We start from the raw sequence: 23,026 nt of genomic DNA, 5'->3' as shown, positions 1-23,026 counted from the left end.
AAGCCGTCGTCCAACCTCTGTTACAAGCGGCTTCACATCGCGACGGAGCATATCAGTGGCTGACGAAACAACTTCCCGCCAGGGGTCACGAGGAGCGCAGGGGCCGCAGGGTCGTCAGGGCGAGCCGGGACGGCCCGGTCCGCAAGGACATCCGGGCCGGCCGGGGCCGGAAGGTGTGCGCGGCAAGCCCGGTCCGCAGGGCAAGGCCGGAGCGGTCGGAAAGCCAGGCCCCCAGGGCAAGCCGGGGGCGCAGGGCAAGGCGGGCGTGCAGGGTCCGCGTGGCGAAGCCGGTCCGCAGGGGTCGCAGGGTCCGGCCGGCCCGCGTGGTGAAGCCGGCCCGCCCGGACAATTGCCGTCGATCGAGCAGGTGATGCCGTGGCTGCACATGATCTTCGACGCCTGGGAAGACTACAAGCGCACCAGGGAGCACGAAGCCGCTGAGCTCGCCGAGCGCGATGCCGCCGAGCGCGCCGCCGCGGAGGCGATCGCGCTCGATGTCGATGCGATCGACTTCGCGGAAGATGACGACGAAGACGACGATCACAAGAAAAAGAAGAAGCACCGCAAGAAGGACAAGAAGTAATCGTTCCTGTCTCTCTTATCCGCGCGGGCACTCCTTGTAACCGAAGCGGTCGATGATCATCGCGCCCGGGATCGCGTGGAATTCCAGCGTGTCCATGTAGTGGTGCGCGAGGACGTATTGCCGCAGCGCAGGCTTGTAGGCGTCCAGCATCCGCTGGGTCGACATCGCATTGATGTTGCGCTGACGGTCATGGCCGGCATGAAACAACAGCGTCGCGCTGCGCTCGACGCAGACGCTGCGCAGCCCCAGGAACAGCGTGCAGTTCGACTGGCAATGCCCCTTGATGCGGAATAGCTCGCCGGAGGCGTTGGCGCGATCGATCTCGGGCTGGAATTTCGCGATCCAGCCGCCCATGCCGTAGCCTTCGGACGTGCCGGCAAAAGCAGCTGACGACGTCAGCGCGACGACGAGCGCGATGATGATGCGCATGGTGCCCCCTCAGGTCGCAACAAACAACGCCCGTTGCAGCCGGTTTGCAAGGGTGACGCCCTGTGTGACGTCCTGTTTATCGCTCCGGGTCCGGATTGGCCGGAGGATCGGTGGGCCGGACGAGGTGCACGAGCTGGAAAACCCAGCGCATCGCGTAGTACCAGGCAACGCCGGCGAACGCCCCGCAGACCGACAGGATGATGACGTTGGCAAGGTCGATCGTCCCGCTCGACCACAGCATGCCGCTCGTCCACAGGACGGCGAACGCGATCGAGCAGAGGGCGAGCAGGACGGCAGGCTTCATCGTGTTGCTCCGGGGCCGGGATGAACGGCAAATCATGCCCCGGGGTAGGACGCCGTACCGTGACCTGCATCACGGACTGGCTGTGGCCTCAGCCGAACCGCAGGCGCGAACGCTCCCTCGCCTTCTCCGCCTCCACCTCGCGATCGCGGGTGGGCGCCGCGGTCTGCAACGAGATCAGGAGCTTGCGCGCGGCGTCCGAGACCTCGGTCACCGCAAGATTGAAGGCGGCTTCATTGGACTGCGACGGCCTGTTAAAGCCGGACAGCTTGCGCACGAACTGCAGCGCGGAAGCGCGGATCTCGTCCTCGGTGGCGGGCGGCTCGAAGTTGAACAGCGTCTTGATATTGCGGCACATGTCGGTCTCCCTCGCCCGCAGCAGCGGGGCGGCTCTCTCAAAGACGATCGGCTGCTGCAAAATACGACATCGTGGGCTATTCTGGCACCCTCATCGTCCCACGGCGCAGCGAGGTTCCGGATGAGCCACGTGATCTACAAGGTCGTCCAGCACGATGGCGGCTGGGCCTATACCGTCAACGGGGTGTTCTCGGAACCGTTTCCAACCCATGCCGCGGCGCTTGCCGCCGCCCGGCGCGCCGCCAATGAGCAACGTGTTCCCGGGCGCACCGAGGCGATTCAGTATGAGACGTCGGACGGCAAATGGCTGACCGAAACCGCCGCCGGCAACGACCGCCCGGAGACCGAGGTTGAAGACGGACGCTAATTTGCTTCCGCGGCTCAGAACGGAACCTGCACGCCAAGCCGATCGAAGAACGCCCGTCCCCGGTCGGTGATCCGCAACGCGCGCGGAATGCGATGCAACGCAACGCCGCGCATCTCGACCAGCCGCGTCAGCACGGCATTGGCGAAGGGACCGGCGAGATGCGGCACGCGCTCGGTCCAGTCGTTGCAGAGCCGCAAATGCGGCCGCCGCGCAGGATCGAAATCGATCTCTTCGGCCCGACACCAGGCCAGCCCCTGCTCCGTCACGCGACCATCGCGGCCGTCGATGACGACAAGCCGGCGGCGGATCAGCGCATTGGACAGCAGCACCCCGAGCTGGCCCGCAAGGTGATGGTAGCAGGTGCGCGATTGCCTGAGCTGCTCGGCCGGCATCGCACGCCGGCGCCCGGCGGAGGTCTTGGCAGCGCTCTTGGCGGCGAGATCGACCAGGCTCTCAATCAGCGCCGCGACATCGTCGTCCCTGATCCGGTAATATCTGAACCTGCCCTGTGCCCACACCGAGAGCACGCGCGCGTCCACCAGCTTCTGCAGATGCGCGCTGGCGCCTTGCGGCGAAATGCCGGCGACCGCAGCAAGCTCGCCCGCCGGCAGCGCCTTGCCGTCGGCCAGCGCGCTGACCATCGCCTCCCGCACCGGATCGCCCAGTGCCTCGGCGATCCGCGAAAATCCCGTCTGCACCGATTGGGATGATCCCACCGCGTCGTCCTCCGTATCGGACCGGAACGTCCTACAAGCATTCGCAAGGCCGCGAAACTCATTTCAGATTTTCCTGAAACGTCGCGGCCGCCTGATCCGGTCAGATCGGTGCCGTTCAACGAAGCGCAAGGGAACAATCATGACGGCCAACAGCACCGACGCGGAACGCATCTACAGGCTCTGGGATGAAGCCCTCGGCAACAAGGACCTCGAGGCGGCACTGGCGCTTTACGCATCCGACGCCTCGATCGAGAGCCCCTTGGTTCAGCACCTGATGCAGACCAGGGATGGGACCGTCCGCGGCCGTGACGCGCTGCGCGAGTTCATCACCCGCGTGTTCCGCACCAACCCGCCGCAGCGCCGCCGCTTCAAGCAGGGCTTCTTCAGCGACGGCCGGATCCTCACCTGGGAATATCCGCGGCAATCGCCCGACGGCGATCAGATGGATCTCGTCGAGATCATGGAAATCGAGAATGGCTTGATCCAGCGCCATCGTGTGTATTGGGGATGGTATGCGCTGAACGTGCTGAAGGCGAGTTAGCCGGACACATCTTCGCCAGTTCCGCGCCGCGCAGCTCTCGGACATCGCTTTCCGTCATGCTAGGCTTGCGGCCAAGCGGCTGGACAAACGTGCCGCGCGTGGGAAGAAGCATGATGTTCCGTTGGTGCGCGGCGCTTGTGGCCGCTTTCGTCTCGATGTCGGCAATGGCCATGGCTGCAGATTATCCCGCCCCGCAGGATGGCGAGTGGATCGCGAAGGACTTCAGGTTTCACAGCGGCGAAGTGATGCCGGAACTGCGGCTGCACTACACCACGCTCGGCGCACCGACCGGACAGCCGGTGCTGGTGCTGCACGGTTCCGGCGGCTCGGCCGCCAGCATGCTGACGCCGACCTTTGCCGGCCAGCTGTTCGGCCCGGGCCAGCCGCTCGATGCGTCGAAATACTACATCATCATTCCGGACGGCATCGGGCACGGCAAATCCTCGAAGCCGTCGGATGCGATGCGGACCAGCTTTCCGAAATACGACTACAACGACATGGTCGATGCGCAGTACCGGCTCGTCACCGAGGGGCTCGGCATCAAGCATCTGCGGCTCGTGATCGGCAACTCGATGGGCGGCATGCACACCTGGATCTGGGGCGTGCGCTATCCGCAGATGATGGACATTCTGGTACCGATGGCCTCGCAGCCATCAGCGATGGCCGCGCGCAACTGGATCCTGCGGCGGACCATGCTGGAAACAATCCGCAGCGATCCCGACTACAATGGCGGCAACTACACCAGCCAGCCGCGGATGATGAAATACGCCATCGCGGCCTATCGCTTCGCGAGCGCCGGCGGCACGCTCGGCTATCAGACGCTGGCGCCATCGGCACCGCAGGCCGACAAGATGGTCGATGACCAGTTGGCCCTGCCGGTCACCGCTGACGCCAACGACTACATCTACCAGTGGGAGGCCTCGCACGATTATGATCCGTCCACCGGGATGGAGAAGATCGATGCCACCCTGCTCGCGATCAACGCTGCCGACGATGAACGCAATCCACCGGAGACCGGCGTCACCGAGGCCGCGGTGAAGCGGATCGGGAACGGCAAGATCTATCTGATCCCGGCGAGCACCGAGACGCGCGGCCACCTCACGACCGGCGACGCCAAATTCTATTCCAGGCAATTGCAGGAATTGCTGCAGACCGCGCCGCAACACGCGACGTAGCGATCGAGGTCAGGCGATGTCGGCAAATGGCTTCCGTCGCGTTGCGCTGAGCCTGCCCGAGGTGGTCGAAGGCGCGCATCACGGCCACGCCGATTTCCGTGTCGGCAAACGCATCTTCGCAACGCTCGGCTATCCCGACCAGGATTGGGGCATGGTGAAGCTGACGCCGGAGCAACAAGCGATGGTGGTCGAGGCCGAGCCGGAGATCTTCCGGCCGGTGCCGGGCGGCTGGGGCAAAAGCGGCAGCACCAACGTCCGTCTGGCGAAAGCCGATCAGGTCACGCTGCGCAGCGCGCTCAGCATGGCCCGGGACAATATCGCGGTGAAGCCCGCGAAGAAGGCGCGCGCGAAGACAGCATCCTGAGCGCAGCGACCTCGCACCGCATCAAGCCGTGCCGCGTTGCTTCGCTCATTCTTTGAGCATGCATCTCGCGTGCGGTTCGTGCCTAATCGCGCAAGCATCGGATTCGCGCACGACCCGCGCGGGTGACGCAGAAGTTTTCGCCGGAGGAAGGCAATGCGAAGGCTCACGCATATCGCGGTGCTTGGGTGGCTCGCCATGATGGCGGGCGCTGCGCTGGCTTTCGACAACGGTCAATACGAGAACGTGCCGCCGGATATCCGCGCCTGGTTCAAGAGCGTGATCGCACCGAATGGCGTGCCGTGCTGCGACATCTCCGACGGCCATCGCACTAGTTACGACGTTCGGGGCGGCGCCTATTGGGTGCCGATCGAGGGCGAATGGATGATGGTGCCGGAACGCGCCGTGATCCGCGATCGCGGCAATCCGGTCGGCGAAGCCGTGGTGTGGTACGTGCATCACCGCGGCGGCATCATCATCAGCTGCTTGGTTCCTGCCGATGCGGTCTGACAGCCCCCGCCGGCTGCGCCGCGCGACGGCGCGATCAGATCGCGCCAATTTGAAACATTTACCTCCTGTTAACCTTACTTTTTAACCAATAATTAAGGATGAGTTTGCCGGCGCAATGCGGCCCGTCCTAGCGTCCGCACAATGCTCCGTAACCGATTGGTGCGTGCCATGGCTTATCGAACAATGGCGTATCGAACTTATGGGGCGCTGATTGCGTCCTTTGGCGTTGCAGCGCTGCTGCTTGCTTCCTCAACCGAGACCTATGCGAGATCCGGGACGGCGCCGCGCGGCACGTTTAGCTCGCACCATCCGGCCTTCCGCCATCACCTGCGCGTGCCCGGCATCGTCCTGCCGGATGCGGGCGGATATTATGATGGCGCCGCCGGCGTGCCCTTCGCCGCCGAGGTCCCCCCTCCGGTCTCGAACGACGTTCGCTACACCTACACCCAGGACGTGCCCTGGGATTGGGCGCATCGATATCCGCCCGCCGTGGTGCCGTCGGATCGCCCCTATGTGTCGAGCTGCCCGACGGAGAGCGTCACGGTGCCCGGGCGCGGTGGCGACCGTACCATCAACATCATCAGGTGCTACTGACCGGCGCCGCTGCAATCGGAAGCGCGAAAGCAAAAGACGCCGCCCGCAAGGACGGCCTCTCGCAGTTTAGGAGCCGCTCTCCGAGCGACGGAGGCGATCAGGACTCCTCGCCCTTCAGATGACCGACGTGCTTCTGGGTGTAGAGCTCAAGACCGATGCGCTTGATCAGGTCGAGCTGGGTCTCGAGGAAGTCGATGTGGTCTTCCTCGTCCTTCATCAGCTTCTCGAACAGGTCGCGGCTGACGTAATCCTTGACGCCGTGGCAGTAGGTCGCCGCCTCCTGATAGAGCGTACGGGCGCCGATCTCGGCGGCCAGATCGCACTCGATGATCTCCTTGACGTCCTGGCCGATCTTCAGGGGATCGAGCACCTGCAGGTTCGGGAAGCCGTCGAGGAACAGGATGCGATCGACGAACTTGTCGGCGTGCTCCATCTCCTCGATGGACTCCTTGCGCCAGACCTTGGCCATCTCCAGGAGGCCCCAATTGTTGAGCATCCGGTAGTGCAGCCAGTACTGATTGATGGCGGTCAGTTCGCTGCGCAGCCCCTTGTTCAGATAATCAATGACCTTCGGGTCGCCTTGCATGATCCACTCCACCTGTCGCGGCCAACGCTGGCCGGTATGAATTTAGAATGTTTCTAAATCAGATCGCCGGCAAGAGCAACCCTGCGCAGAAGCGGCGCGTGGATAACCGGATTCGGGTGGAATTGCCGTGCGCATTCGCGCGAAGCGGAAGCCGGCTCGCGCGAAGAAAACGCGTCGAAAAAAGGCAGCTTTAGCAGGCCGCGAGCGCGAATTCGGCCGGCTCGGCGTCGTCCTCGTTGGCAGCATGCGGATGGCCGGCGTGGGGGCAGCCGGCGCAGCAGGCCTTGGCGCAGGGACCGAGCGCCTCGTCGATGATCGCCTTGATGGTGCGCGCGCAGCGGCCGCATTCGGCACTGCAGCCGAGGCAGCCATAGACCTGCTTGGCATTTCGTGTCACGGGCCCGCCGGCGCTCACGGCATTGCGGACATCGTGGTCGCTGAGGACGTTACAGGAACAGACAATCATCGGAGAAGGCGGGTCCATCGGTGATGCTTGGCAATATGGATATTGTCGCCCCCGGCGGGATGCAAAAGGAAAAAGCAGTTCTTGTAGCAATTCCAAACTGATGCGGGATTCATATTGGAACGAGTCTAAATCGAAACTGGGGTCCGCAGCGGAATCGGGGCGGTTTGTGGCCCAATTCCCGCTCCAGCGCCTGGCTCGGTTTGTGCGCTGCAAGAAATTCAAATGACTGCAGGGATTCGGTCGCGATTGCGGCGGCCTCGTTCATTGATCATTCAAGCGGAATGTGGAACCCTTGAGCTCGACAGATTGCTTGCATACGCTGTCCTCGGCTCCCGTGAGAAAGGTCATGCCATGAAGAAGACATTGCTGGCGCTCGGCGCCGCCGCCACCCTGGCGATTTCGGCTGTGGCGATGCCCGCCCCGGCCCAGGCACAACGCGGTGTCGCCGCCGGCGTCGCCGCGGGATTGATCGGTGGCGCCATCGTCGGCGGCGCGATCGCATCGCAGAACGGCTACTACGGTCCGGGATATGCGCCCGGCTACTACGCGCCCGGTTACGCGCCCGGTCCGGCCTATGTCGCCGAGCCCGGCTACGGTCCCGATTGTGTCTGGCAGCGCCAGCGATTCTGGGACGGCTACAGCTGGCGCGTGCGCAGGGTCCGCGTTTGCGACTGATCGCCGTTCATCTCGATTAAATCGAACCAGATGTCCCGGAAAACCGACTGTTCTCCGGGACGCCTGCTGTTGAAGGCCAGAAAAAACCGCTTTTCTGCGCGATGAGCCTGCGGACGTTTACTTTCGGTTGACTGTTCTGCGCTGTTTAGCAAGACAGCAGTTCGAGATCAGCGTGCTGAGTCACCCAAGCCCGGCGTCGAACCAAGACGCCACCACCTTTCCAGGAGAGCCAAAGACATGAAGAAGACTTTAGCTGCCCTTGTTGCCGTTACCACGATTGCCGGTTCGCTGGCGGTTGCTCCGGCTGCCAAGGCTGGTGACGGCGGCGCCGTCGCGGCCGGCGTTGCCGGCGGCCTGATCGGCGGCGCCCTGCTGGGCGGCGCGATTGCAGGCGCCCGTCCGGCCCCGGTCTATGTTGCGCCGGCGCCGACTTACGTCGAAGAAGCTCCGTGCCGCTGGGTTCGCGAGCGGTTCTGGGACGGCTACGGCTGGCGCTTCCGTCGCATCCAGGTTTGCGACTGATCGATCGACGGGCTATCTGCATCATCCTCGGAAACCCGGCCTCACGGCCGGGTTTTTGTTTTCTGGAGCGTTTTCGAGCGAAGCCTGTCCCGCACTTGATGCGGGATGGACACCGGTTCGCGCGAAGAAAACGCGTCAAAACAAAAAGCTAGAGCCTCAGCGCGCTCCGTTCATCGCGCGCAGCACCGCCTCGCTCGGCCAGCAATCGACCTTCAGCCCGGCCTGCTTCTGATAGGCGCCGAGCGCCGCGCGGGTCTGCATCCCGGCTTTGCCGTCGAGCTTGTCCTTGTAGAGGCCGATCCGCGTCAGCTGCTGCTGCATCGCCTCGACATCGGCCGAGCGCAGCTGCTTCGAGGCCGCCCATGGCGTCGCGAAGGGCTGCGGGCTCGTCATGCGGTCGGCGAGATGACCGACGAACAGCACGTAGAGATCGGAGAAATTGTACTCCTTAATCACGAAGTAGTTCGGCGTGGTCAGGAAGGCCGGACCGTAGATACCCTCGGGCTGCAGCAGCGAGGCCGATTGCGCCTGCTCGGTAGCGTTGAGCTTCTGTCCGCGCACCGGCACGAAGCCTGCCCGCAGCCACTGGCTGATGGGCTTGGTCACCTCAGGCACGCCCATCGTGCAATCGGCACTGGCAGGCGGGGTCACCTCATAGGCCCAGCGCACGCCCGGTTGCCAACCCTTGTTGACGAGCTGCTGCGCGGCCGAGGCGAGCGCATCCGGCACTGAGTGCCAGATGTCGACCCGGCCGTCGCCGTCGAGATCGACGCCGTGCTCGTAATACTCCGACGGCAGGAACTGGGTGTAGCCGGTCGCACCCGCCCAGGACGAGCGCAGCTCCTTGCGCGTCGCCGCGCCCCTCGCCGAGGATCTTCAGCGCGAGGATGAACTCGGTGCGGTACTGATCCTTGCGGCGGCCGACATAGGCCTGCGTCGCCACCACGCGCAGCGTGTCGTAGGGCAGCGAATAGCGGCCGTAGTCGGTCTCGCGGCCCCAGATCGCCAGCACGATGGTGGAGGGAACGCCGAACCGCTTCTCGATCGCATCGAGCGACGGACGATACTTCTGCAACAGCCTCTGCCCCTCCGCCGCGAGCCGCGCGATCGAGGCCTCCTTGATGTAGTCGGCCGGCACCTGGACGAACTCGGCCTGCGCCGGCGCGCCGGTCTTCGGACGTCCGGGCAGGATCAGATCGGGCAGCTTGTAGTCGGGCTCCAGCGCGCGCGTCTCGCGATCAAAGGTTTCGCGCGACACGCCGGCCTCCCTGGCTTCCGGCCACAGTGAGGCGATGAACTGCGTGAAAGCAGCGTCGGCCGCGTGTGCGGGCCGCTGCAGCGGCGCACACAGCAGCAGCGCGAATGCGGCAATGGTTGCTGGCCATTTCATGATCGATCTCATCCCGCGGAAACAGGCATTGCAATGTGAACTCGGCAATTGTTAGAATTCAATTCTGGGTGGTAAGTTTTGCCATGCGCATATTTCTGTCGTTTCCCTCCGAATTGGAATCGCAGGCTGACAGCATCGCCCAGTCGCTGCGCAATTGCGATCATGACGTTTTCTTTTCGCACGACGATCTTCCGCCGGGCGACAGTTTCGATGCGCGCGTCGAGAAAGCCATCGAAAGCAGCGATTTTATGGTGTTCCTGATCAGTCCGGAATCGGTGACCAAGGGGCGCTACACGCTGAGCGAACTCGCCTTTGCCCGGACCAAATGGCCGAATCCCAGCAACCGCGTGCTGCCGGTGATGATGGCGCCGACCCCGCTCGACCAGGTTCCAACCTATCTCAAGGCGGTCACGATCCTCGAACCACAGGGGAGCGCCGCCGCCGAGACGCGGGCCGCGGTGGACCGGATGCTGGCGGCCGAAAGCGCGCAGTCGCGCGGCCGGCCCAGTCTGCCCTTCGTCGTGCTGGCGCTTGCATCCGCCGTCATGTGCAGCCTGATCGCAACCTATGCGCTCAACGTCATGCAATATTCGTTCGTGGTTTCCGACGCCGGCGGGATCACGATCCTGCCCGGCGTGGTCTTCGGCATGGCGGTTGCAACGTGCAACGTCATGTTTGGCGCCAGGGACCGGTTTCAGCTGGCGCTGGTGGTCGCAATCACGACGACGGCATGGATCGCGGCTTACGATGCCAGCGCCGTCACGCTTCAGGCGCTCGGCCAATATGCGAGGACCGTCCCGATCGACGGCAATGCCGCGAATTCGGCGCAGATCACCGAGACGCTCGGCAACAATCCCTACATGGGTTATCTGATCGGCGGCATCGGTGGCGCCGTCGGCGGAGCCATCACCATTCTCGGCGTGCTGCTGACCAACCCGGCGTTCAGGCGGATCGACAGCGTCGTGGTGACCTGGATCGCGGCCATCGCGGCAGGAATCATCTACGGCGCGATCGTCAGGCTGCCGACCTTGCTGGGTTGGCTGGTGCTGTTCGGCGTCTGGCAGACCGCGTTCATCCTCGCGATGGCCCGCGGATTTCCGCGCGGCGCGGCGCAGATCCCCGAATGGCTCGGCAGATCCGCGCCGGCATTGTTCGGCTCACGCGCGGCGCGGTGACGCCGCGCCGCCGTTAGCTAGAGCGTGACCTGCTGCTTGGCACCTTCGATCGAGTCGTTCGACAGCTTGTCGACGATTGCGATGCCGATGGCCGACAGGATGAAGACGCAGTGGATGATGGTCTGCCACATCACGCCGGTCTCGGTGTAGTTGCCCTTGCCCGACGACAACGCGCCGGCCTCGATGAAGGTGCGCAGCAGATGGATCGAGGAGATGCCGATGATCGCCATCGCCAGCTTGATCTTCAGCACGCTGGCGTTGACGTGGCTGAGCCATTCCGGCTCGTCGGGATGTCCCTGCAGATTGAGCCGCGACACGAAGGTCTCGTAGCCGCCGACAATCACCATCACCAACAGGTTCGAGATCATGACGACGTCGATCAGGCCGAGCACGGCCAGCATGATCTGCTGTTCGCTGAAATCGAAGGCATGGGCGAACAGGTGCCAGAGTTCCTTCAGGAACAGCACGACATAGACGCCCTGGGCGATGATCAGGCCGACATAGAGCGGCAATTGCAGCCAGCGCGATCCGAAGATCAGCATGGGAACGGGACGCAGCGACCGGCCCTTCGCGGGCGCGCGCGCGTCTGAAATGGCGGACATGTTGGATTGCTCGCGGGATTCGATTTGCGGAACGCTTTATCTACGCAATCCCGCGCCGTTGAAAAGCGACAACTGGCCGCAGATTGCGCCGCGATGCCGTCACGATCCTGCAAACGAAGAGCGGTCGAACGCGGCGCGATCGCCGCGCTCGACCGCTCGAACCGATCAGCGCGTCAGCTTCTTGTATTTCACGCGATGCGGAATGATGCTGTCCTGGCCGAGCCGGCGCATCTTGTCCTTTTCGTAATCCTGGAAATTGCCTTCGAACCATTCGACATGGCTGTCGCCTTCGAAGGCCAGGATGTGGGTCGCGATGCGGTCGAGGAACCAGCGATCATGGCTGATGATGACGGCGCAGCCGGCAAAATCCTCCAGCGCCTCTTCCAGCGCGCGCAGCGTGTCGACGTCGAGGTCGTTGGTCGGTTCGTCGAGCAGCAGCACGTTGGCGCCCGACTTCAGCATCTTGGCAAGATGCACGCGGTTGCGCTCACCGCCGGACAGCGCGCCGACCTTCTTCTGCTGGTCGGCGCCCTTGAAGTTGAACGACGAGCAATAGCCGCGCGAGTTGACTTCCTTCTTGCCGAGCAGGATCAGCTCGTTGTTGCCTGAAATCTCTTCCCACACCGTCTTCTTGCCGTCGAGCGCGTCGCGCGACTGGTCGACATAGCCGAGATGAACGCTTTCGCCGACCGTGATGGAGCCCTTGTCCGGCTCTTCCTGCTTGGTGATCATCCTGAACAGCGTGGTCTTGCCGGCGCCGTTGGCACCGATCACACCGACGATGCCGCCCGGCGGCAGCTTGAAGGTAAGGTCGTCGATCAGCATGCGGTCGCCAAAACCCTTGCTGAGGCCTTCGAAGTCGACGACGTTCTGGCCCAGCCGTTCGGCGACCGGGATCGTGATCTGCGCGGTCTGGGTCTGCTTTTCACTGGCCTGTTTCAGCAGCTCTTCGTAGCGCTGGTAGCGCGCCTTCGACTTGGCCTGACGCGCCTTTGGCGAGGACGCGATCCACTCCTGCTCGCGGGCCAGCGTCTTCTGGTGGGCGGCGTCTTCGCGGCCTTCCTGCTCGAGCCGCTTCTGCTTCTGCTGCAGCCAGGACGAATAGTTGCCCTCGTAGGGGATGCCGCGGCCGCGGTCGAGTTCGAGAATCCAGCCCGTGACGTTGTCGAGGAAGTAGCGATCGTGGGTCACGATCAGAATCGCGCCCGGATAATTCCGTAGATGGCCTTCCAGCCACGACACCGACTCGGCGTCGAGATGGTTGGTCGGTTCGTCGAGCAGCAGCAATTCCGGCTGGTCGAGCAGCAGGCGGCACAGCGCGACGCGGCGGCGCTCGCCGCCCGAGAGCTTGGTGACGTCGGCATCGTCGGGCGGGCAGCGCAGCGCGTCCATCGCTTGGTCGACCTTGCTGTCGAGATCCCACAGGCCCTGCGCCTCGATCTCGTCCTGCAGTTTGGTCATCTCATCGGCGGTCTCGTCCGAATAATTGACCGCGAGCTCGTTGTAGCGGTCGAGGATCGCCTTCTGCTTGGCAACGCCGAGCATGACGTTCTCACGGACGTTGAGCGCGGGATCGAGGTGCGGCTCCTGCTCGAGATAGCCGACGCGGGCGCCCTCGGCGACCCAGGCCTCGCCGTTATATTCCTTGTCGAGGCCGGCCATGATCTTGAGCAGCGTCGACTTGCCCGAGCCGTTGACGCCGAGCACGCCGATCTTGGCGTCCGGGTAGAACGACAGATGGACGTTATCGAGCACTTTTCGGGTCGGATATGCCTTGGTCAGACCCTGCATGAAATAGATGAACTGGCGAGCCATCCGCTGTCCCTGGAATTGATCCGATTTGTGGAAATTTTGCTGCCGCCGATGTAGCGGCCGGTCCCCGAAAGCGCAACCGCGGGTCCTCTGTTTTCCGTCCGTTCACCACGTTTCGTCTGTTCACCACGGGTGACTACGGGTTCGCCACCATGTGTGCGCCCGATCATGACAATTGAAACCATCTTTTAATAAATCAGGCGAAAACTCGTTCTCAACGCCGAAAAATGGCGTTTTTCGGGGCAGAACCGCGAGCAAGACAGCAGAGGCCGCGTCATGGCTACCATCATTTCAGCACCTCTTTCGCGTCCGGCGATCAAGGGCGAGGCGACGCCGTTCGCCGAATTCCGCGCCTTTTTGCGCGCCTTCGTCGCCAGGGCCTTCAACCCCTACCGGCCGGAACTGCACTATATGCGTGGTCCGGGTCCGGCCTGCCGCGCCAAGCAGATGGCATTGTCGCCGGTGGTCCGGACGATGCTGGCCGACATCCGCTCCACCAAGGCCGAGAGGCCGTCTCGGCCGGTGTGACAATCGCCGCTTTTTGAAACCGCACCCGCTTGCGCGCCTGCCGATTGCGCGCGACCATCAGGGATCCCCGGCGGTTAATGTCCTTGCCGTCGCCCTCACCCTGAATGGATCTTCCCGATGACGCGGCTGCGCTGTGCAATCCTCGACGACTATTTTGACATCGCGCTTTCGTTGGCCGACTGGCCGGCGGTCAAGGACCGGGTCGACGTGACAGTGTTCGACAAGCCGTTCACGAGCGAGGCGGATGCGGCAGCGAAGCTGAAGGATTTCGAGATCGTCTGCGCGATGCGCGAGCGCACGGCGTTCCCGCGCAGCCTGCTCGACGCGCTGCCCAAGCTCAAGCTCCTGATCACCTCGGGCATGCGCAACGCCGCAATCGACATGGAGGCCGCCAAGGACCGCAAGGTGGTGCTGTGCGGCACCCAATATAGCCGCGATCCCACCGCGCCGCTGACCATGGGCCTGATCCTGGAATTGACCCGCGGCATCGGTCGCGAGAATGCGCGCATGCACGCCGGCGAGCCCTGGCAGACCTTTGCCGGCACCGAGATCGAGGGCAAGACGCTTGGCGTCATCGGCCTCGGCAAGCTCGGCAGCAAGGTCGCCGGCATGGCCAAGGCGTTCGGCATGAACGTCATCGCCTGGAGCCCCAACCTCACGCCGGAGAAGTGCAAGGAGGCCGGCGTCGGCTACGCGAGCAAGGACGATCTGTTCGCGACCGCCGACATCATCACCATCCATGTCGTGCTGAGCCCGCGCTCGCGCGGACTGGTCGGCGCCGCCGATCTCGCGCGCATGAAGCCACAGGCCTATCTCGTCAACACCGCGCGCGGGCCAATCGTCGACGAAGACGCACTCCTTGTCGCTCTCCGTGACAAGAAGATCGCCGGCGCCGGCATCGACGTGTTCTCGGTCGAGCCGCTGCCGTCAGATCACCCGCTTCGCAAGCTCGACAACGTCGTGATCACGCCGCATCTCGGCTACGCGACGCGCGAGAGCCTGCAGACGCACTATCAGCAGATGGTCGAATACATCGACGCCTTCACCAAGGGCGCCGAGCCGCCGCGGCGACTGGGCTGAGACCAGGCGTTTATCAGCAACAAAAAAGGCGCGCTGTTCGCGCGCCTTTTTCATGATGAATTGCAGATGGGCCTAGCGCACCGTCACCGGCGCGGGCAGCGGCTGCACCGAAGTCGGCTGCGTGCCGGGCAGCGGCGCGGCCTGGGCCTGGGTCGGCGCCATCGGGTTGGCGGGCATCGGCGCGGCGGAGGCCGTCGCTGTTCCCGGGGCGGCACCGCCAGGCAGCACAACCACGCGGGTGCCGACCTTGGTGCGCTCGAACAGGTCCGAGACGTCCTCGTTCAGCATGCCGATGCAGCCCGACGAGACGAACTTGCCAATGGTCGACGGTTGGTTGGTGCCGTGGATGCGATACACCGTCGAGCCGAGATACATCGCGCGAGCGCCGAGCGGATTGCCGGGTCCACCGGCCATGAAGCGCGGCAGATAGGGCTGACGCTCGATCATCTCCGTCGGCGGATGCCAATCCGGCCATTCGGCCTTGCGGGTGATCTTCTGCACGCCGGTCCAGGTGAAACCGTCGCGGCCGACGCGGACGCCATAACGGATCGCCCGGCCATTGCCGAGGATGTAATAGAGGTAGGTGTTCGGCGTATCGACGACGATGGTGCCAGCCGGCTCCTTGGTCGCGAACGCCACTTCCTGCCGACGCAGGTTCGGCGCCAGTTGCGCCGGCCCGTCTTCCGGCTGCTCGTCCGCCGGCAGCGACGCGATCCGCAGCGGCTTGCCATTGGCATCGACCGGCGCCTGCTGCTGCGGCACCGTTCCGGTGACACCGGCGGCACCAACCGCCTCGGGCGGACGCATGCCGTTGCGGTCGTCGCCATAGGCAACGCCGGCGGCCGGAACGCCGTTGTCGCGATAGCCCTGCGGCGGCGCGTTTGGCGAGCGATCGCCATAGATCACCGGGGGCGGTCCCATCGGCCGGCCATAGCGCGGATCATCGGGCGACATCACCGGGCCAGTCGGCGCACCACGGTCGGAATAGACCGGAGCGTTCATCGGACGGCCGTAGCGCGGATCGTCAGGCGACATCACCGGACCGGTCGGTGCGCCACGGTCGGAATAAACCGGCGGAGCGTTCATCGGGCGGCCATAGCGCGGGTCGTCCGGCGAGATCACCGGGCCGGGCGGCGGCAGCCCAGCCGAATTGCGCGGCGCGTCTTCATCGTCGAGCCCATCGAAGTCCGGCATGCTGCCCTGCGAGTAGGGTTGCGGCGCGGCCGAATAGGCCGGGCCCTGGGGCGCCGGATAACCCTGCTGCGCATGCGCAAGCGAAGTTCCTGCCACGCCGAGAGCCGCGGCAGCGCAAATCGTCAGAATGCGGTTGATCATCATTGCTCTTGTATAGTCCCCAAGCCACACCGGACCGTTAACGGCCCAATGCAGGAAGATAGCGGCGCATTCAAGACAAATCCGCGAAACCCCGGGCTGTTTCGGGCCTTTTGTGATGTCGCGTTATCGTTGCGGCAAAGATGTCTCATGGGTCGGGAATGTTTGTCCACGTGCCCAAAGTCATCAATCACCCGCATTTTGTAACAAACAGTCTCCGGGCGTTGCGATATCCTCGAATCGGCCTGATTCGCGCCCGCGACGCCGGCTTTCTCGTGTGGTCACCGCGTTCCCTCGACATCAAAGACCCTCCCGCAGAAGGGGGAACCCGCGCCCATGCTCCCCGGCCTTCGTTTCCTGTTCGCTGCGATCGTGCTGGCGACGTCGCTTCTGGTGTTCGGGTTAGGTGCGGCCGCGCTGCTGCGCGCCGCACATGAGGAATTCGCCAGCATTCCGGCCCGCCGGGCGCCGCCCGAGCCGCAGTTCGCGCAGCAGCCGGAACCATCACCGGTGCTCGCCATGGTGCGCGTCGAGCCGCCCGCCGCCGAGAAGGTGACGGCCGATATTGCGCCCCCCGCGACCCCGGCCGCGTCCGAACCTGCCACTCCCGCCGAGACCGCGCCTCCGGCCGAGCCGGAGAAGCTCGCCGCCGTGAAAGCGGACGATCCGTCCCCGCCCGCCCCGCCCAAGCCGGAAGCGGCGGCGGTGGAGACGTCAGCGCCAGCGCAATCCGCCGAGACGGCCTCGCAAGCCCCTGCCGCGGATCCTTCGCCGACATCCCAGCCGGCACCCACCGAAGCGGCGCCGGCCAGCACCGAGACCAAGGTCGCCGCAGTGGCCGATCCGCCCGCTGCAACCAGCGAGCCCGCGCCTGCGACACCGACCCCGGCGATGGCTCAGCCCGAGCCGGCACCGCCGCCCTCACCCGAGGCGATCGCGGCCGCGACCAAGATCGCAACGCTGGGTGGACCGGAGGTCGTCGTCGCACAGCCGGCGGCGCCGAAGGCCATTGAGGCGAAGAAGCCGGAGCGCAGCGCGGCCAGCAAGCCGGAGCACCGGAAGCAGCGACGCCGGATTGTCCGCACGCCTCCCGCCCGGCAGGTCGTTCAGCAGCTCGATCCGTTCGGCCAGCCGGTGCCGCTCACCCGGCGTTAGGGATTGGCAATCAGGCAGGTCCGGTCGCGATCGGCGGGCCGCTGGCCTGTCCCCATTCCGACCACGAGCCGTCATAGAGCGCGGTGTCGGTGACGCCGATCCGGTAGAGCGCGAGCGTCAGCACGCCGGCCGAGACGCCCGAGCCGCAGCTCGTTACGATCGGCGCGTCGAGCTTCACGCCGGCGCCGGTGAACGACTTGCGCAGATCGTCGAGCGGCTTCATCTCGCCGGTCGCGGCATCGAACAGGTTGTTGTAGGGCACGTTGCGCGCGCCCGGGATGTGGCCGGCGCGGATGCCCGGCCGCGGCTCCGGCGCGCGGCCCTCGAACCGATCTGCAGCGCGCGCATCGATCACCTGCTCCTTGCGGCTTTCGACATTGGCGATCATCTGCTCGATACCGCGCACGCGCTTTGGATCATAGCTTGCTTTGAACGCCGCAGCCTTCGGCTTCACCTCGCCGCTCTCGACCGCCCTGCCCTCGGCGCGCCACTTCTTCAGACCGCCGTTGAGGATACGCACGTTGCGATGGCCATAGGACAGGAACATCCACCAGGCGCGCGGCGCCGCGACCCAGCCGCCGGCGTCGTAGATCACGACGGTGTCGGCATTGCCGATGCCGAGCCCGCCGATGTCGCGGCCGAACTGCTCGGCGCTCGGAAACATATGCGGCAGCGGATTCGAATGGTCGGACACCGCGTCGACGTCGAAGAACACCGCGCCCGGCAGATGCGCGGCGAGGTAATCGTCCTTCGGCAGCGGCAGCACGCCGGGCAGCTTGAAGCTCGCGTCGAGCACCTTGACGTTGGTGTCGCCAAGATGCGCAGCCAGCCATTCGGTCGAAACGAGCGGATCGTCGGTGGTGGTCATGCTGCATTTCCTTTGTCATTCCGGGGCTCGCGGAGCGAGAACCCGGAATCTCGCAAGACAACTTCTGGATTCCGGGTTCGCGACTTCGTCGCGCCCCGGAATGACGGCTGAGAGAAGGCCAGCGCCGCTCACCCCTTCTTCTTCGGTTCCCACGCCTCGATCGGCCCGCCGGCTTCGCGCCAGGCGGCGAAGCCGCCGCCCATATGCGCGACCGGCTTCAGACCCATGTCTTTCGCGGTCTTGGCGGCGAGCGCCGAGCGCAGGCCGCCGGCGCAATGGAAGATGAACTTCTTGTCTTCCTGGAAGATCGGTTTGGCGTAGGGGCTGTTCGGATCGATCCAGAATTCCAGCATGCCGCGGGTGCAGGAGAACGCGCCGGGGATCTTGCCGTCGCGTTCGATCTCGCGGGGATCGCGGATGTCGACAATCACGACGTCGTTCTTGCCGATCAGCGTGATCGCATCGGCCGCGCTGATGGTCTCGATCTCGGCATTGGCCTCGTCGATCATCACCTTGATGCCGCGGTGGATGTTCTGGGGCATGGCGCTCTCCCTGACGTTATTGGCGCGCCCACAGGCGCGCGACGCATTGCGCGTTTACCGCACCAGCTCCCGCATCGCATGCTCCAGACCCTCGATCGTGATCGGATACATGCGCTCGGAGAACAGGCGGCGGATGATGGTGGTCGATTCCGAATAGTCCCAGTGCTTCTGCGCCACCGGATTGAGCCACACCGCGTGCGGATAGGTGCGGGTGATGCGGTCGAGCCAGACCGAACCGGCCTCCTCGTTGACATGCTCGACCGAACCGCCGGGAACCATGATCTCGTACGGCGACATCGAGGCGTCGCCGACGAACACCACCTTATAGTCGTGCGGATATTTATGCAGCACGTCCCAGGTCGGCGTGCGATCGGTGAAGCGCCGCTTGTTCTGCTTCCAGACGCCTTCATAGAGGCAGTTGTGGAAGTAGAAATATTCCATGTGCTTGAATTCGCTCTTGGCGGCCGAGAACAGTTCCTCGACCTGCTCGATATGCGAATCCATCGAGCCGCCGATATCGAAGAACACCAGCACCTTGACCGCGTTGCGCCGCTCGGGCCGCATGTGCACGTCGAGGTAGCCGTGGTTGGCGGTCTCCTTGATCGTGGTGTCGAGGTCGAGCTCGTCGGGCGCGCCGGTGCGGGCGAACTTGCGTAAGCGCCGCAGCGCGACCTTGATGTTGCGGATGCCGAGCTCGACATTGCCGTCGAGATCCTTGAACTCGCGCTTGTCCCACACCTTCACGGCGCGGTTGTTGCGGTTCTTCTCCTGCCCGATGCGGACGCCTTCGGGATTGTAGCCATGGGCACCGAACGGCGAGGTGCCGGCGGTGCCGATCCACTTGCTGCCGCCCTGGTGGCGGCCCTTCTGTTCCTCGAGCCGCTTCTTCAAGGTCTCCATGAGCTTGTCCCAGCCCATGGCCTCGATCTGCTTCTTCTCTTCCTCGGTGAGATATTTCTCCGCGAGCTTCTTCAGCCACTCCTCGGGGATCTCCGCCTTGCCCATGGCGTCGAGCAGGCTCTCGAGCCCCGCGAACACGGTGCCGAACACGCGGTCGAACTTGTCGAGATTGCGCTCGTCCTTCACCAGGGCGGCGCGCGACAAATAGTAGAAGTTCTCGACCGTCTGTTCGGCGAGATCGGCGTCGAGCGCTTCCATCAAGGTCAGATATTCCCGTAGCGTCACGGGGACCTGGGCGTCGCGCAGCGATGTGAAGAACTGCAGGAACATACTTACCTAGATCGCCCGCTGGACCGGTGACGTCAAGGGGCACAGCCATGCCGGGACCGGCGATCCGCTTTGATCTGGCCGCCTGCAGCCATATCTTGCCGGCGGCACCCCAACGACGTCGCCGCCGCGCATCTGTGCCGCAGTCATTCCGCAGGGCGGAAACATGATGCCCGACATTCCATGCGCCCGGTGCCGTTCAGGGTACCGCTGCGCTGCGGAATCCGCCCTAGACCGTCCGGCTTTTTCAATTACAATTGCGCCTGACAAGACATTGGGCAGGACGTTTGAATGGGCATCATTGCGGCACTGGTGATCGGTGCGATTGCCGGCTGGCTCGCTGGGCTGATCGTGCGCGGCGCGGGCTTCGGGCTGATCGGCAACATCGTCGTCGGCATCGTCGGCGCGCTGGTGGCGAGCTGGCTGTTGCCGCAACTCGGCATCAGCCTCGGCGGCGGCGCGATCCGCGACATCGTGAACGCGACGATCGGCGCGGTGGTCGTGCTGGTGATCGTGTCGCTGATCAGACGCGCGTGACCAGAAGATTTGCATTCCCAACGACCGCTGCGAGAGCGGTCGTTTCATGTTGAGGCCCAAGTGGCGGCCCAAGCGGCCAACGAACCAAGCAAGGCAAAGAGATCGATGAAATTCACGGGTACCAAGGACTACGTCGCCACCGATGACCTCAAGGTCGCCGTCAATGCCGCCATCGTGCTCGAGCGCCCGCTGCTGGTGAAGGGCGAGCCCGGCACCGGCAAGACCGTGCTGGCCGAGGAAGTCGCCAAGGCGATCGACGCGCCGCTTTTGACCTGGCACATCAAGTCGACCACCAAGGCGCAGCAGGGCCTCTACGAATATGATGCAGTCTCGCGCCTGCGCGACAGCCAGCTCGGCGACGCCCGCGTGTCCGACATCAAGAACTACATCAAGCGCGGCAAATTGTGGGAGGCCTTCACCCACGGGAAGCGCCCGGTGCTCCTGATCGACGAGATCGACAAGGCCGACATCGAATTCCCCAACGACCTCTTGCTCGAGCTCGACCGGATGGAATTCCACGTCTATGAGACCGGCGAGACCATCAAGGCGAAGCTGCGCCCGATCGTGATGATCACGTCGAACAACGAGAAGGAACTGCCGGACGCCTTCCTGCGCCGCTGCTTCTTCCACTACATCAAGTTCCCCGACGCCGACACCATGGGCAGGATCGTCGACGTGCACTTCCCCAACATCAAGAAGCGGCTGGTGGAAGAGGCGCTGCGGATCTTCTTCGAGGTGCGCGAGGTGCCCGGCCTGAAGAAGAAGCCCTCGACCTCCGAGCTGCTCGACTGGCTCAAGCTGCTGCTGAACGAGGACATCACGCCGGAGATGCTGAGGGAGCGCGACCCGCGCAAGCTGATCCCGCCGCTGCACGGCGCGCTGCTCAAGAACGAGCAGGACGTCCATTTGTTCGAGCGGCTGGCGTTCCTCAGCCGCCGCGAAGTCTAGTTCCGATATCGGCAGCCGCCGGGGCATTCGCTCCGGCGTTTTGCTTCCACAGCTCAAACAAAAAGAAGACCAGGGAAGATGAACGTCCAGACCCAAATCCGCGCTGCCGAGCCTGTCACGACCGAGCATTTCGACGTCCTGATCGCAGGCGCCGGCATCTCCGGCGTCGGCGCCGCCTACCACCTCACCACGCAATGCAGGGGCACCAGCTTCGTGGTGCTGGAGACGCAGAAGACCTTCGGCGGCACCTGGTCGACCCACCGTTATCCCGGCATCCGCTCCGACAGCGATCTGCACACTTTCGGCTATCGCTTCAAGCCGTGGACCAGCGCACCGATCGCCAGCGCGGCCGAGATCCTGAAATACATGGGCGAGGTGATCGAGGAGAACGATCTCGCCCGCCACATCCGCTATCGCCACACCATCACGGCGGCGAAGTGGTCGAACGAGACCAATCTGTGGACCGTGGATGCGGTCCGCATCGACACCGGCGAGAGGCTGCGCTTCACCACCAACTTCTTCTGGATGTGCCAGGGCTATTACAGCCACACCGAGGGCTACACCCCCGAGTGGACCGACATGGCGAAGTTCAAGGGTCCGATCATCCATCCGCAGACCTGGCCCGATGACCTCGACTACAAGGGCAAGCGCGTGGTCGTGATCGGCTCTGGCGCTACGGCTGCGACCCTGATCCCGGCGATGGCCAAGGATGCCGGCCACGTCACCATGCTGCAGCGTTCGCCGACCTATTTCCGCACCGGCCGCAACGCGATCGAGATCGCCGAGGAACTGCGCAAGCTGCAGGTCGACGAGAGCTGGATCCACGAGATCACCCGCCGCAAGATCCTGCTCGACCAGGACACCTTTACCCGCAAGACCTTTGCGGAGCCCGAGGCTGCCAAGAAGGATCTGCTGTCGGCGGTCGAAGCCTATCTCGGCAAAGACTACGACATCGCCACCCACTTCACGCCGCGCTACCGTCCGTGGCGGCAGCGCATCGCCTTCATTCCGGACGGCGACCTGTTCCAGGCTATCAAGGGCGGCAAGGCCTCCGTCGTCACCGACGAGATCGACCGCTTCACCGAGAGGGGCATCCTGCTCAAGTCCGGCAAGGAGCTCGAGGCCGACATCATCATCACCGCGACCGGCTTCCACCTCTCCGCCAATGGCGGCATCGACTTCGAGATCGACGGCAAGCCGCTCGAGTTCAAGGACACCGTGACCTATCGCGGCATGATGTTCACCGGCGTGCCGAACCTGGTCTGGGTGTTCGGCTATTTCCGCGCCAGCTGGACCTTGCGCGTCGATCTGGTCGCCGACTTCGTGTGCCGCCTGCTGCAGCACATGAAGGCAACCGGCGCGAACAAGGTGACGCCGGCGCTGCGCCCCGAAGACCACAACATGCCGCTGCAGCCGTGGATCGATCCGGAGAACTTCAACCCCGGCTACATGATGCGCGGCATGCACCTGTTACCGAAGCGCGGCGACAAGCCGGAATGGCAGCACAACCAGGACTACTGGGCCGAGAAGGACGAATTCCCGGCGATCGATCTCAAGGACAAGGCGTTCGTCTACGGCTGAGCTCCCTCCTGCTTGTTCCGTCATCCTGAGGTGCCCGCGAAGCGGGCCTCGAAGGATGCACGGCCA

28 protein-coding genes and 1 pseudogene are annotated in these 23,026 nt (G+C 64.3%); 16 read left to right on the top strand and 13 right to left on the bottom strand.

Annotated features, from left to right (window positions below; genetic code table 11):
• The first annotated feature begins 55 nt into the window (after positions 1-55).
• Positions 56-583, top strand: coding sequence for a collagen-like protein (locus V5279_RS11415; protein ID WP_338697338.1), 528 nt, complete (start codon positions 56-58; stop codon positions 581-583).
• Between the two features lie 15 nt (positions 584-598).
• Here the strand turns inward: V5279_RS11415 and V5279_RS11410 are convergent, their stop codons facing one another.
• The 3 genes from V5279_RS11410 to V5279_RS11400 form a co-directional block, all read right to left on the bottom strand.
• Positions 599-1,012 carry a hypothetical protein gene (locus V5279_RS11410; RefSeq protein ID WP_338697336.1) on the bottom strand — a complete coding sequence of 138 codons (414 nt, stop codon included), beginning with the start codon at positions 1,010-1,012 and terminating at the stop codon, positions 599-601.
• 76 nt (positions 1,013-1,088) lie between these two features.
• Positions 1,089-1,316 carry a hypothetical protein gene (locus V5279_RS11405; RefSeq protein ID WP_338697334.1) on the bottom strand — a complete coding sequence of 76 codons (228 nt, stop codon included), beginning with the start codon at positions 1,314-1,316 and terminating at the stop codon, positions 1,089-1,091.
• 88 nt (positions 1,317-1,404) lie between these two features.
• A complete protein-coding gene (locus tag V5279_RS11400; protein ID WP_166298675.1) occupies positions 1,405-1,671 on the bottom strand; it encodes a DUF2277 domain-containing protein in 267 nt (88 codons plus the stop codon).
• 120 nt (positions 1,672-1,791) lie between these two features.
• On the opposite strand from V5279_RS11400, the gene V5279_RS11395 reads away from it, so the two are divergent.
• Positions 1,792-2,037 carry a DUF2188 domain-containing protein gene (locus V5279_RS11395; RefSeq protein WP_029084053.1) on the top strand — a complete coding sequence of 82 codons (246 nt, stop codon included), beginning with the start codon at positions 1,792-1,794 and terminating at the stop codon, positions 2,035-2,037.
• Between the two features lie 14 nt (positions 2,038-2,051).
• On the opposite strand, the gene V5279_RS11390 is transcribed toward V5279_RS11395, so the two are convergent.
• Positions 2,052-2,753: a metalloregulator ArsR/SmtB family transcription factor gene (locus V5279_RS11390; RefSeq protein ID WP_338697331.1), complete on the bottom strand. Its 702-nt coding sequence runs from the start codon at positions 2,751-2,753 to the stop codon at positions 2,052-2,054.
• Positions 2,754-2,892: 139 nt separating this feature from the next.
• Between V5279_RS11390 and V5279_RS11385 the strand changes: the two genes are divergently transcribed.
• From V5279_RS11385 to V5279_RS11365, 5 genes are all read left to right on the top strand, one after another.
• A complete protein-coding gene (locus V5279_RS11385; RefSeq protein ID WP_175619353.1) occupies positions 2,893-3,294 on the top strand; it encodes a nuclear transport factor 2 family protein in 402 nt (133 codons plus the stop codon).
• A gap of 170 nt (positions 3,295-3,464) precedes the next feature.
• Positions 3,465-4,469: an alpha/beta fold hydrolase gene (locus V5279_RS11380; RefSeq protein WP_414645917.1), complete on the top strand. Its 1,005-nt coding sequence runs from the start codon at positions 3,465-3,467 to the stop codon at positions 4,467-4,469.
• A gap of 16 nt (positions 4,470-4,485) precedes the next feature.
• Positions 4,486-4,833 (top strand): MmcQ/YjbR family DNA-binding protein, encoded by a 348-nt coding sequence (locus V5279_RS11375; protein WP_166298679.1) that lies wholly within the window; start codon positions 4,486-4,488, stop codon positions 4,831-4,833.
• A gap of 153 nt (positions 4,834-4,986) precedes the next feature.
• Positions 4,987-5,340: a hypothetical protein gene (locus tag V5279_RS11370; protein ID WP_338697327.1), complete on the top strand. Its 354-nt coding sequence runs from the start codon at positions 4,987-4,989 to the stop codon at positions 5,338-5,340.
• A 168-nt stretch (positions 5,341-5,508) separates the two neighbouring features.
• Positions 5,509-5,934, top strand: a complete 426-nt coding sequence (locus V5279_RS11365) for a hypothetical protein (protein WP_224741401.1) — start codon at positions 5,509-5,511, stop codon at positions 5,932-5,934.
• A gap of 97 nt (positions 5,935-6,031) precedes the next feature.
• Here the strand turns inward: V5279_RS11365 and bfr are convergent, their stop codons facing one another.
• Together bfr and V5279_RS11355 are read right to left on the bottom strand one after the other, a co-directional pair.
• Entirely contained in the window at positions 6,032-6,520 is a 489-nt protein-coding gene (gene bfr / locus V5279_RS11360; protein WP_029084046.1) for a bacterioferritin, read from the bottom strand.
• A 190-nt stretch (positions 6,521-6,710) separates the two neighbouring features.
• A complete protein-coding gene (locus tag V5279_RS11355) occupies positions 6,711-6,986 on the bottom strand; it encodes a (2Fe-2S)-binding protein (protein ID WP_029084045.1) in 276 nt (91 codons plus the stop codon).
• 351 nt (positions 6,987-7,337) lie between these two features.
• Here V5279_RS11355 and V5279_RS11350 point away from each other — a divergent pair, with 351 nt between their 5' ends.
• Entirely contained in the window at positions 7,338-7,661 is a 324-nt protein-coding gene (locus V5279_RS11350; RefSeq protein ID WP_166298681.1) for a hypothetical protein, read from the top strand.
• Positions 7,662-7,898: 237 nt separating this feature from the next.
• Positions 7,899-8,183 (top strand): hypothetical protein, encoded by a 285-nt coding sequence (locus V5279_RS11345; protein ID WP_029084043.1) that lies wholly within the window; start codon positions 7,899-7,901, stop codon positions 8,181-8,183.
• A gap of 156 nt (positions 8,184-8,339) precedes the next feature.
• Here the strand turns inward: V5279_RS11345 and V5279_RS11340 are convergent.
• Positions 8,340-9,573, bottom strand: a pseudogene (locus V5279_RS11340) (lytic murein transglycosylase).
• Positions 9,574-9,656: 83 nt separating this feature from the next.
• Between V5279_RS11340 and V5279_RS11335 the strand changes: the two are divergent.
• The gene (locus V5279_RS11335; RefSeq protein WP_338697323.1) at positions 9,657-10,748 is read left to right on the top strand and encodes a toll/interleukin-1 receptor domain-containing protein; all 1,092 of its coding nucleotides are present in this window, start codon (positions 9,657-9,659) and stop codon (positions 10,746-10,748) included.
• Between the two features lie 17 nt (positions 10,749-10,765).
• Here the strand turns inward: V5279_RS11335 and V5279_RS11330 are convergent, their stop codons facing one another.
• Positions 10,766-11,350: a TIGR00645 family protein gene (locus V5279_RS11330; protein ID WP_166298683.1), complete on the bottom strand. Its 585-nt coding sequence runs from the start codon at positions 11,348-11,350 to the stop codon at positions 10,766-10,768.
• A gap of 165 nt (positions 11,351-11,515) precedes the next feature.
• Entirely contained in the window at positions 11,516-13,165 is a 1,650-nt protein-coding gene (gene ettA, locus V5279_RS11325) for an energy-dependent translational throttle protein EttA (RefSeq protein ID WP_166214427.1), read from the bottom strand.
• A gap of 273 nt (positions 13,166-13,438) precedes the next feature.
• Here ettA and V5279_RS11320 point away from each other — a divergent pair, with 273 nt between their 5' ends.
• Both V5279_RS11320 and V5279_RS11315 read left to right on the top strand, forming a co-directional pair.
• On the top strand, positions 13,439-13,690 hold the full coding sequence (locus tag V5279_RS11320; RefSeq protein ID WP_338697319.1) for a hypothetical protein: 252 nt from the start codon (positions 13,439-13,441) through the stop codon (positions 13,688-13,690).
• A gap of 117 nt (positions 13,691-13,807) precedes the next feature.
• The gene (locus V5279_RS11315; protein ID WP_338697317.1) at positions 13,808-14,770 is read left to right on the top strand and encodes a D-2-hydroxyacid dehydrogenase family protein; all 963 of its coding nucleotides are present in this window, start codon (positions 13,808-13,810) and stop codon (positions 14,768-14,770) included.
• Between the two features lie 72 nt (positions 14,771-14,842).
• Here V5279_RS11315 and V5279_RS11310 read toward each other — a convergent pair whose 3' ends face one another.
• Entirely contained in the window at positions 14,843-16,105 is a 1,263-nt protein-coding gene (locus V5279_RS11310) for a L,D-transpeptidase family protein (protein ID WP_338697315.1), read from the bottom strand.
• 333 nt (positions 16,106-16,438) lie between these two features.
• Here V5279_RS11310 and V5279_RS11305 point away from each other — a divergent pair, with 333 nt between their 5' ends.
• The gene (locus tag V5279_RS11305; protein WP_166298688.1) at positions 16,439-17,257 is read left to right on the top strand and encodes a hypothetical protein; all 819 of its coding nucleotides are present in this window, start codon (positions 16,439-16,441) and stop codon (positions 17,255-17,257) included.
• A 10-nt stretch (positions 17,258-17,267) separates the two neighbouring features.
• Here the strand turns inward: V5279_RS11305 and sseA are convergent, their stop codons facing one another.
• From sseA to V5279_RS11290, 3 genes are all read right to left on the bottom strand, one after another.
• On the bottom strand, positions 17,268-18,125 hold the full coding sequence (gene sseA, locus V5279_RS11300) for a 3-mercaptopyruvate sulfurtransferase (protein ID WP_338697313.1): 858 nt from the start codon (positions 18,123-18,125) through the stop codon (positions 17,268-17,270).
• Between the two features lie 128 nt (positions 18,126-18,253).
• Positions 18,254-18,667: a rhodanese-like domain-containing protein gene (locus tag V5279_RS11295; protein WP_016847778.1), complete on the bottom strand. Its 414-nt coding sequence runs from the start codon at positions 18,665-18,667 to the stop codon at positions 18,254-18,256.
• 54 nt (positions 18,668-18,721) lie between these two features.
• Positions 18,722-19,897: a VWA domain-containing protein gene (locus V5279_RS11290; protein ID WP_338697303.1), complete on the bottom strand. Its 1,176-nt coding sequence runs from the start codon at positions 19,895-19,897 to the stop codon at positions 18,722-18,724.
• A 288-nt stretch (positions 19,898-20,185) separates the two neighbouring features.
• Between V5279_RS11290 and V5279_RS11285 the strand changes: the two genes are divergently transcribed.
• From V5279_RS11285 to V5279_RS11275, 3 genes are all read left to right on the top strand, one after another.
• Complete coding sequence (locus V5279_RS11285; protein ID WP_338697301.1) at positions 20,186-20,431, top strand: GlsB/YeaQ/YmgE family stress response membrane protein; 246 nt, start codon at positions 20,186-20,188, stop codon at positions 20,429-20,431.
• A gap of 105 nt (positions 20,432-20,536) precedes the next feature.
• Positions 20,537-21,379, top strand: coding sequence for an AAA family ATPase (locus V5279_RS11280; protein ID WP_029084031.1), 843 nt, complete (start codon positions 20,537-20,539; stop codon positions 21,377-21,379).
• 78 nt (positions 21,380-21,457) lie between these two features.
• The gene (locus V5279_RS11275) at positions 21,458-22,960 is read left to right on the top strand and encodes an NAD(P)/FAD-dependent oxidoreductase (RefSeq protein WP_338697300.1); all 1,503 of its coding nucleotides are present in this window, start codon (positions 21,458-21,460) and stop codon (positions 22,958-22,960) included.
• The last annotated feature ends 66 nt before the right edge of the window (positions 22,961-23,026 follow it).

The sequence above is a fragment of the Bradyrhizobium sp. 26S5 genome, assembly GCF_036923295.1.
Taxonomy (GTDB): domain Bacteria; phylum Pseudomonadota; class Alphaproteobacteria; order Rhizobiales; family Xanthobacteraceae; genus Bradyrhizobium; species Bradyrhizobium septentrionale.
Note: the sequence above shows the minus strand (reverse complement) of the source record. Positions and strands in the feature narration are given on the sequence as shown.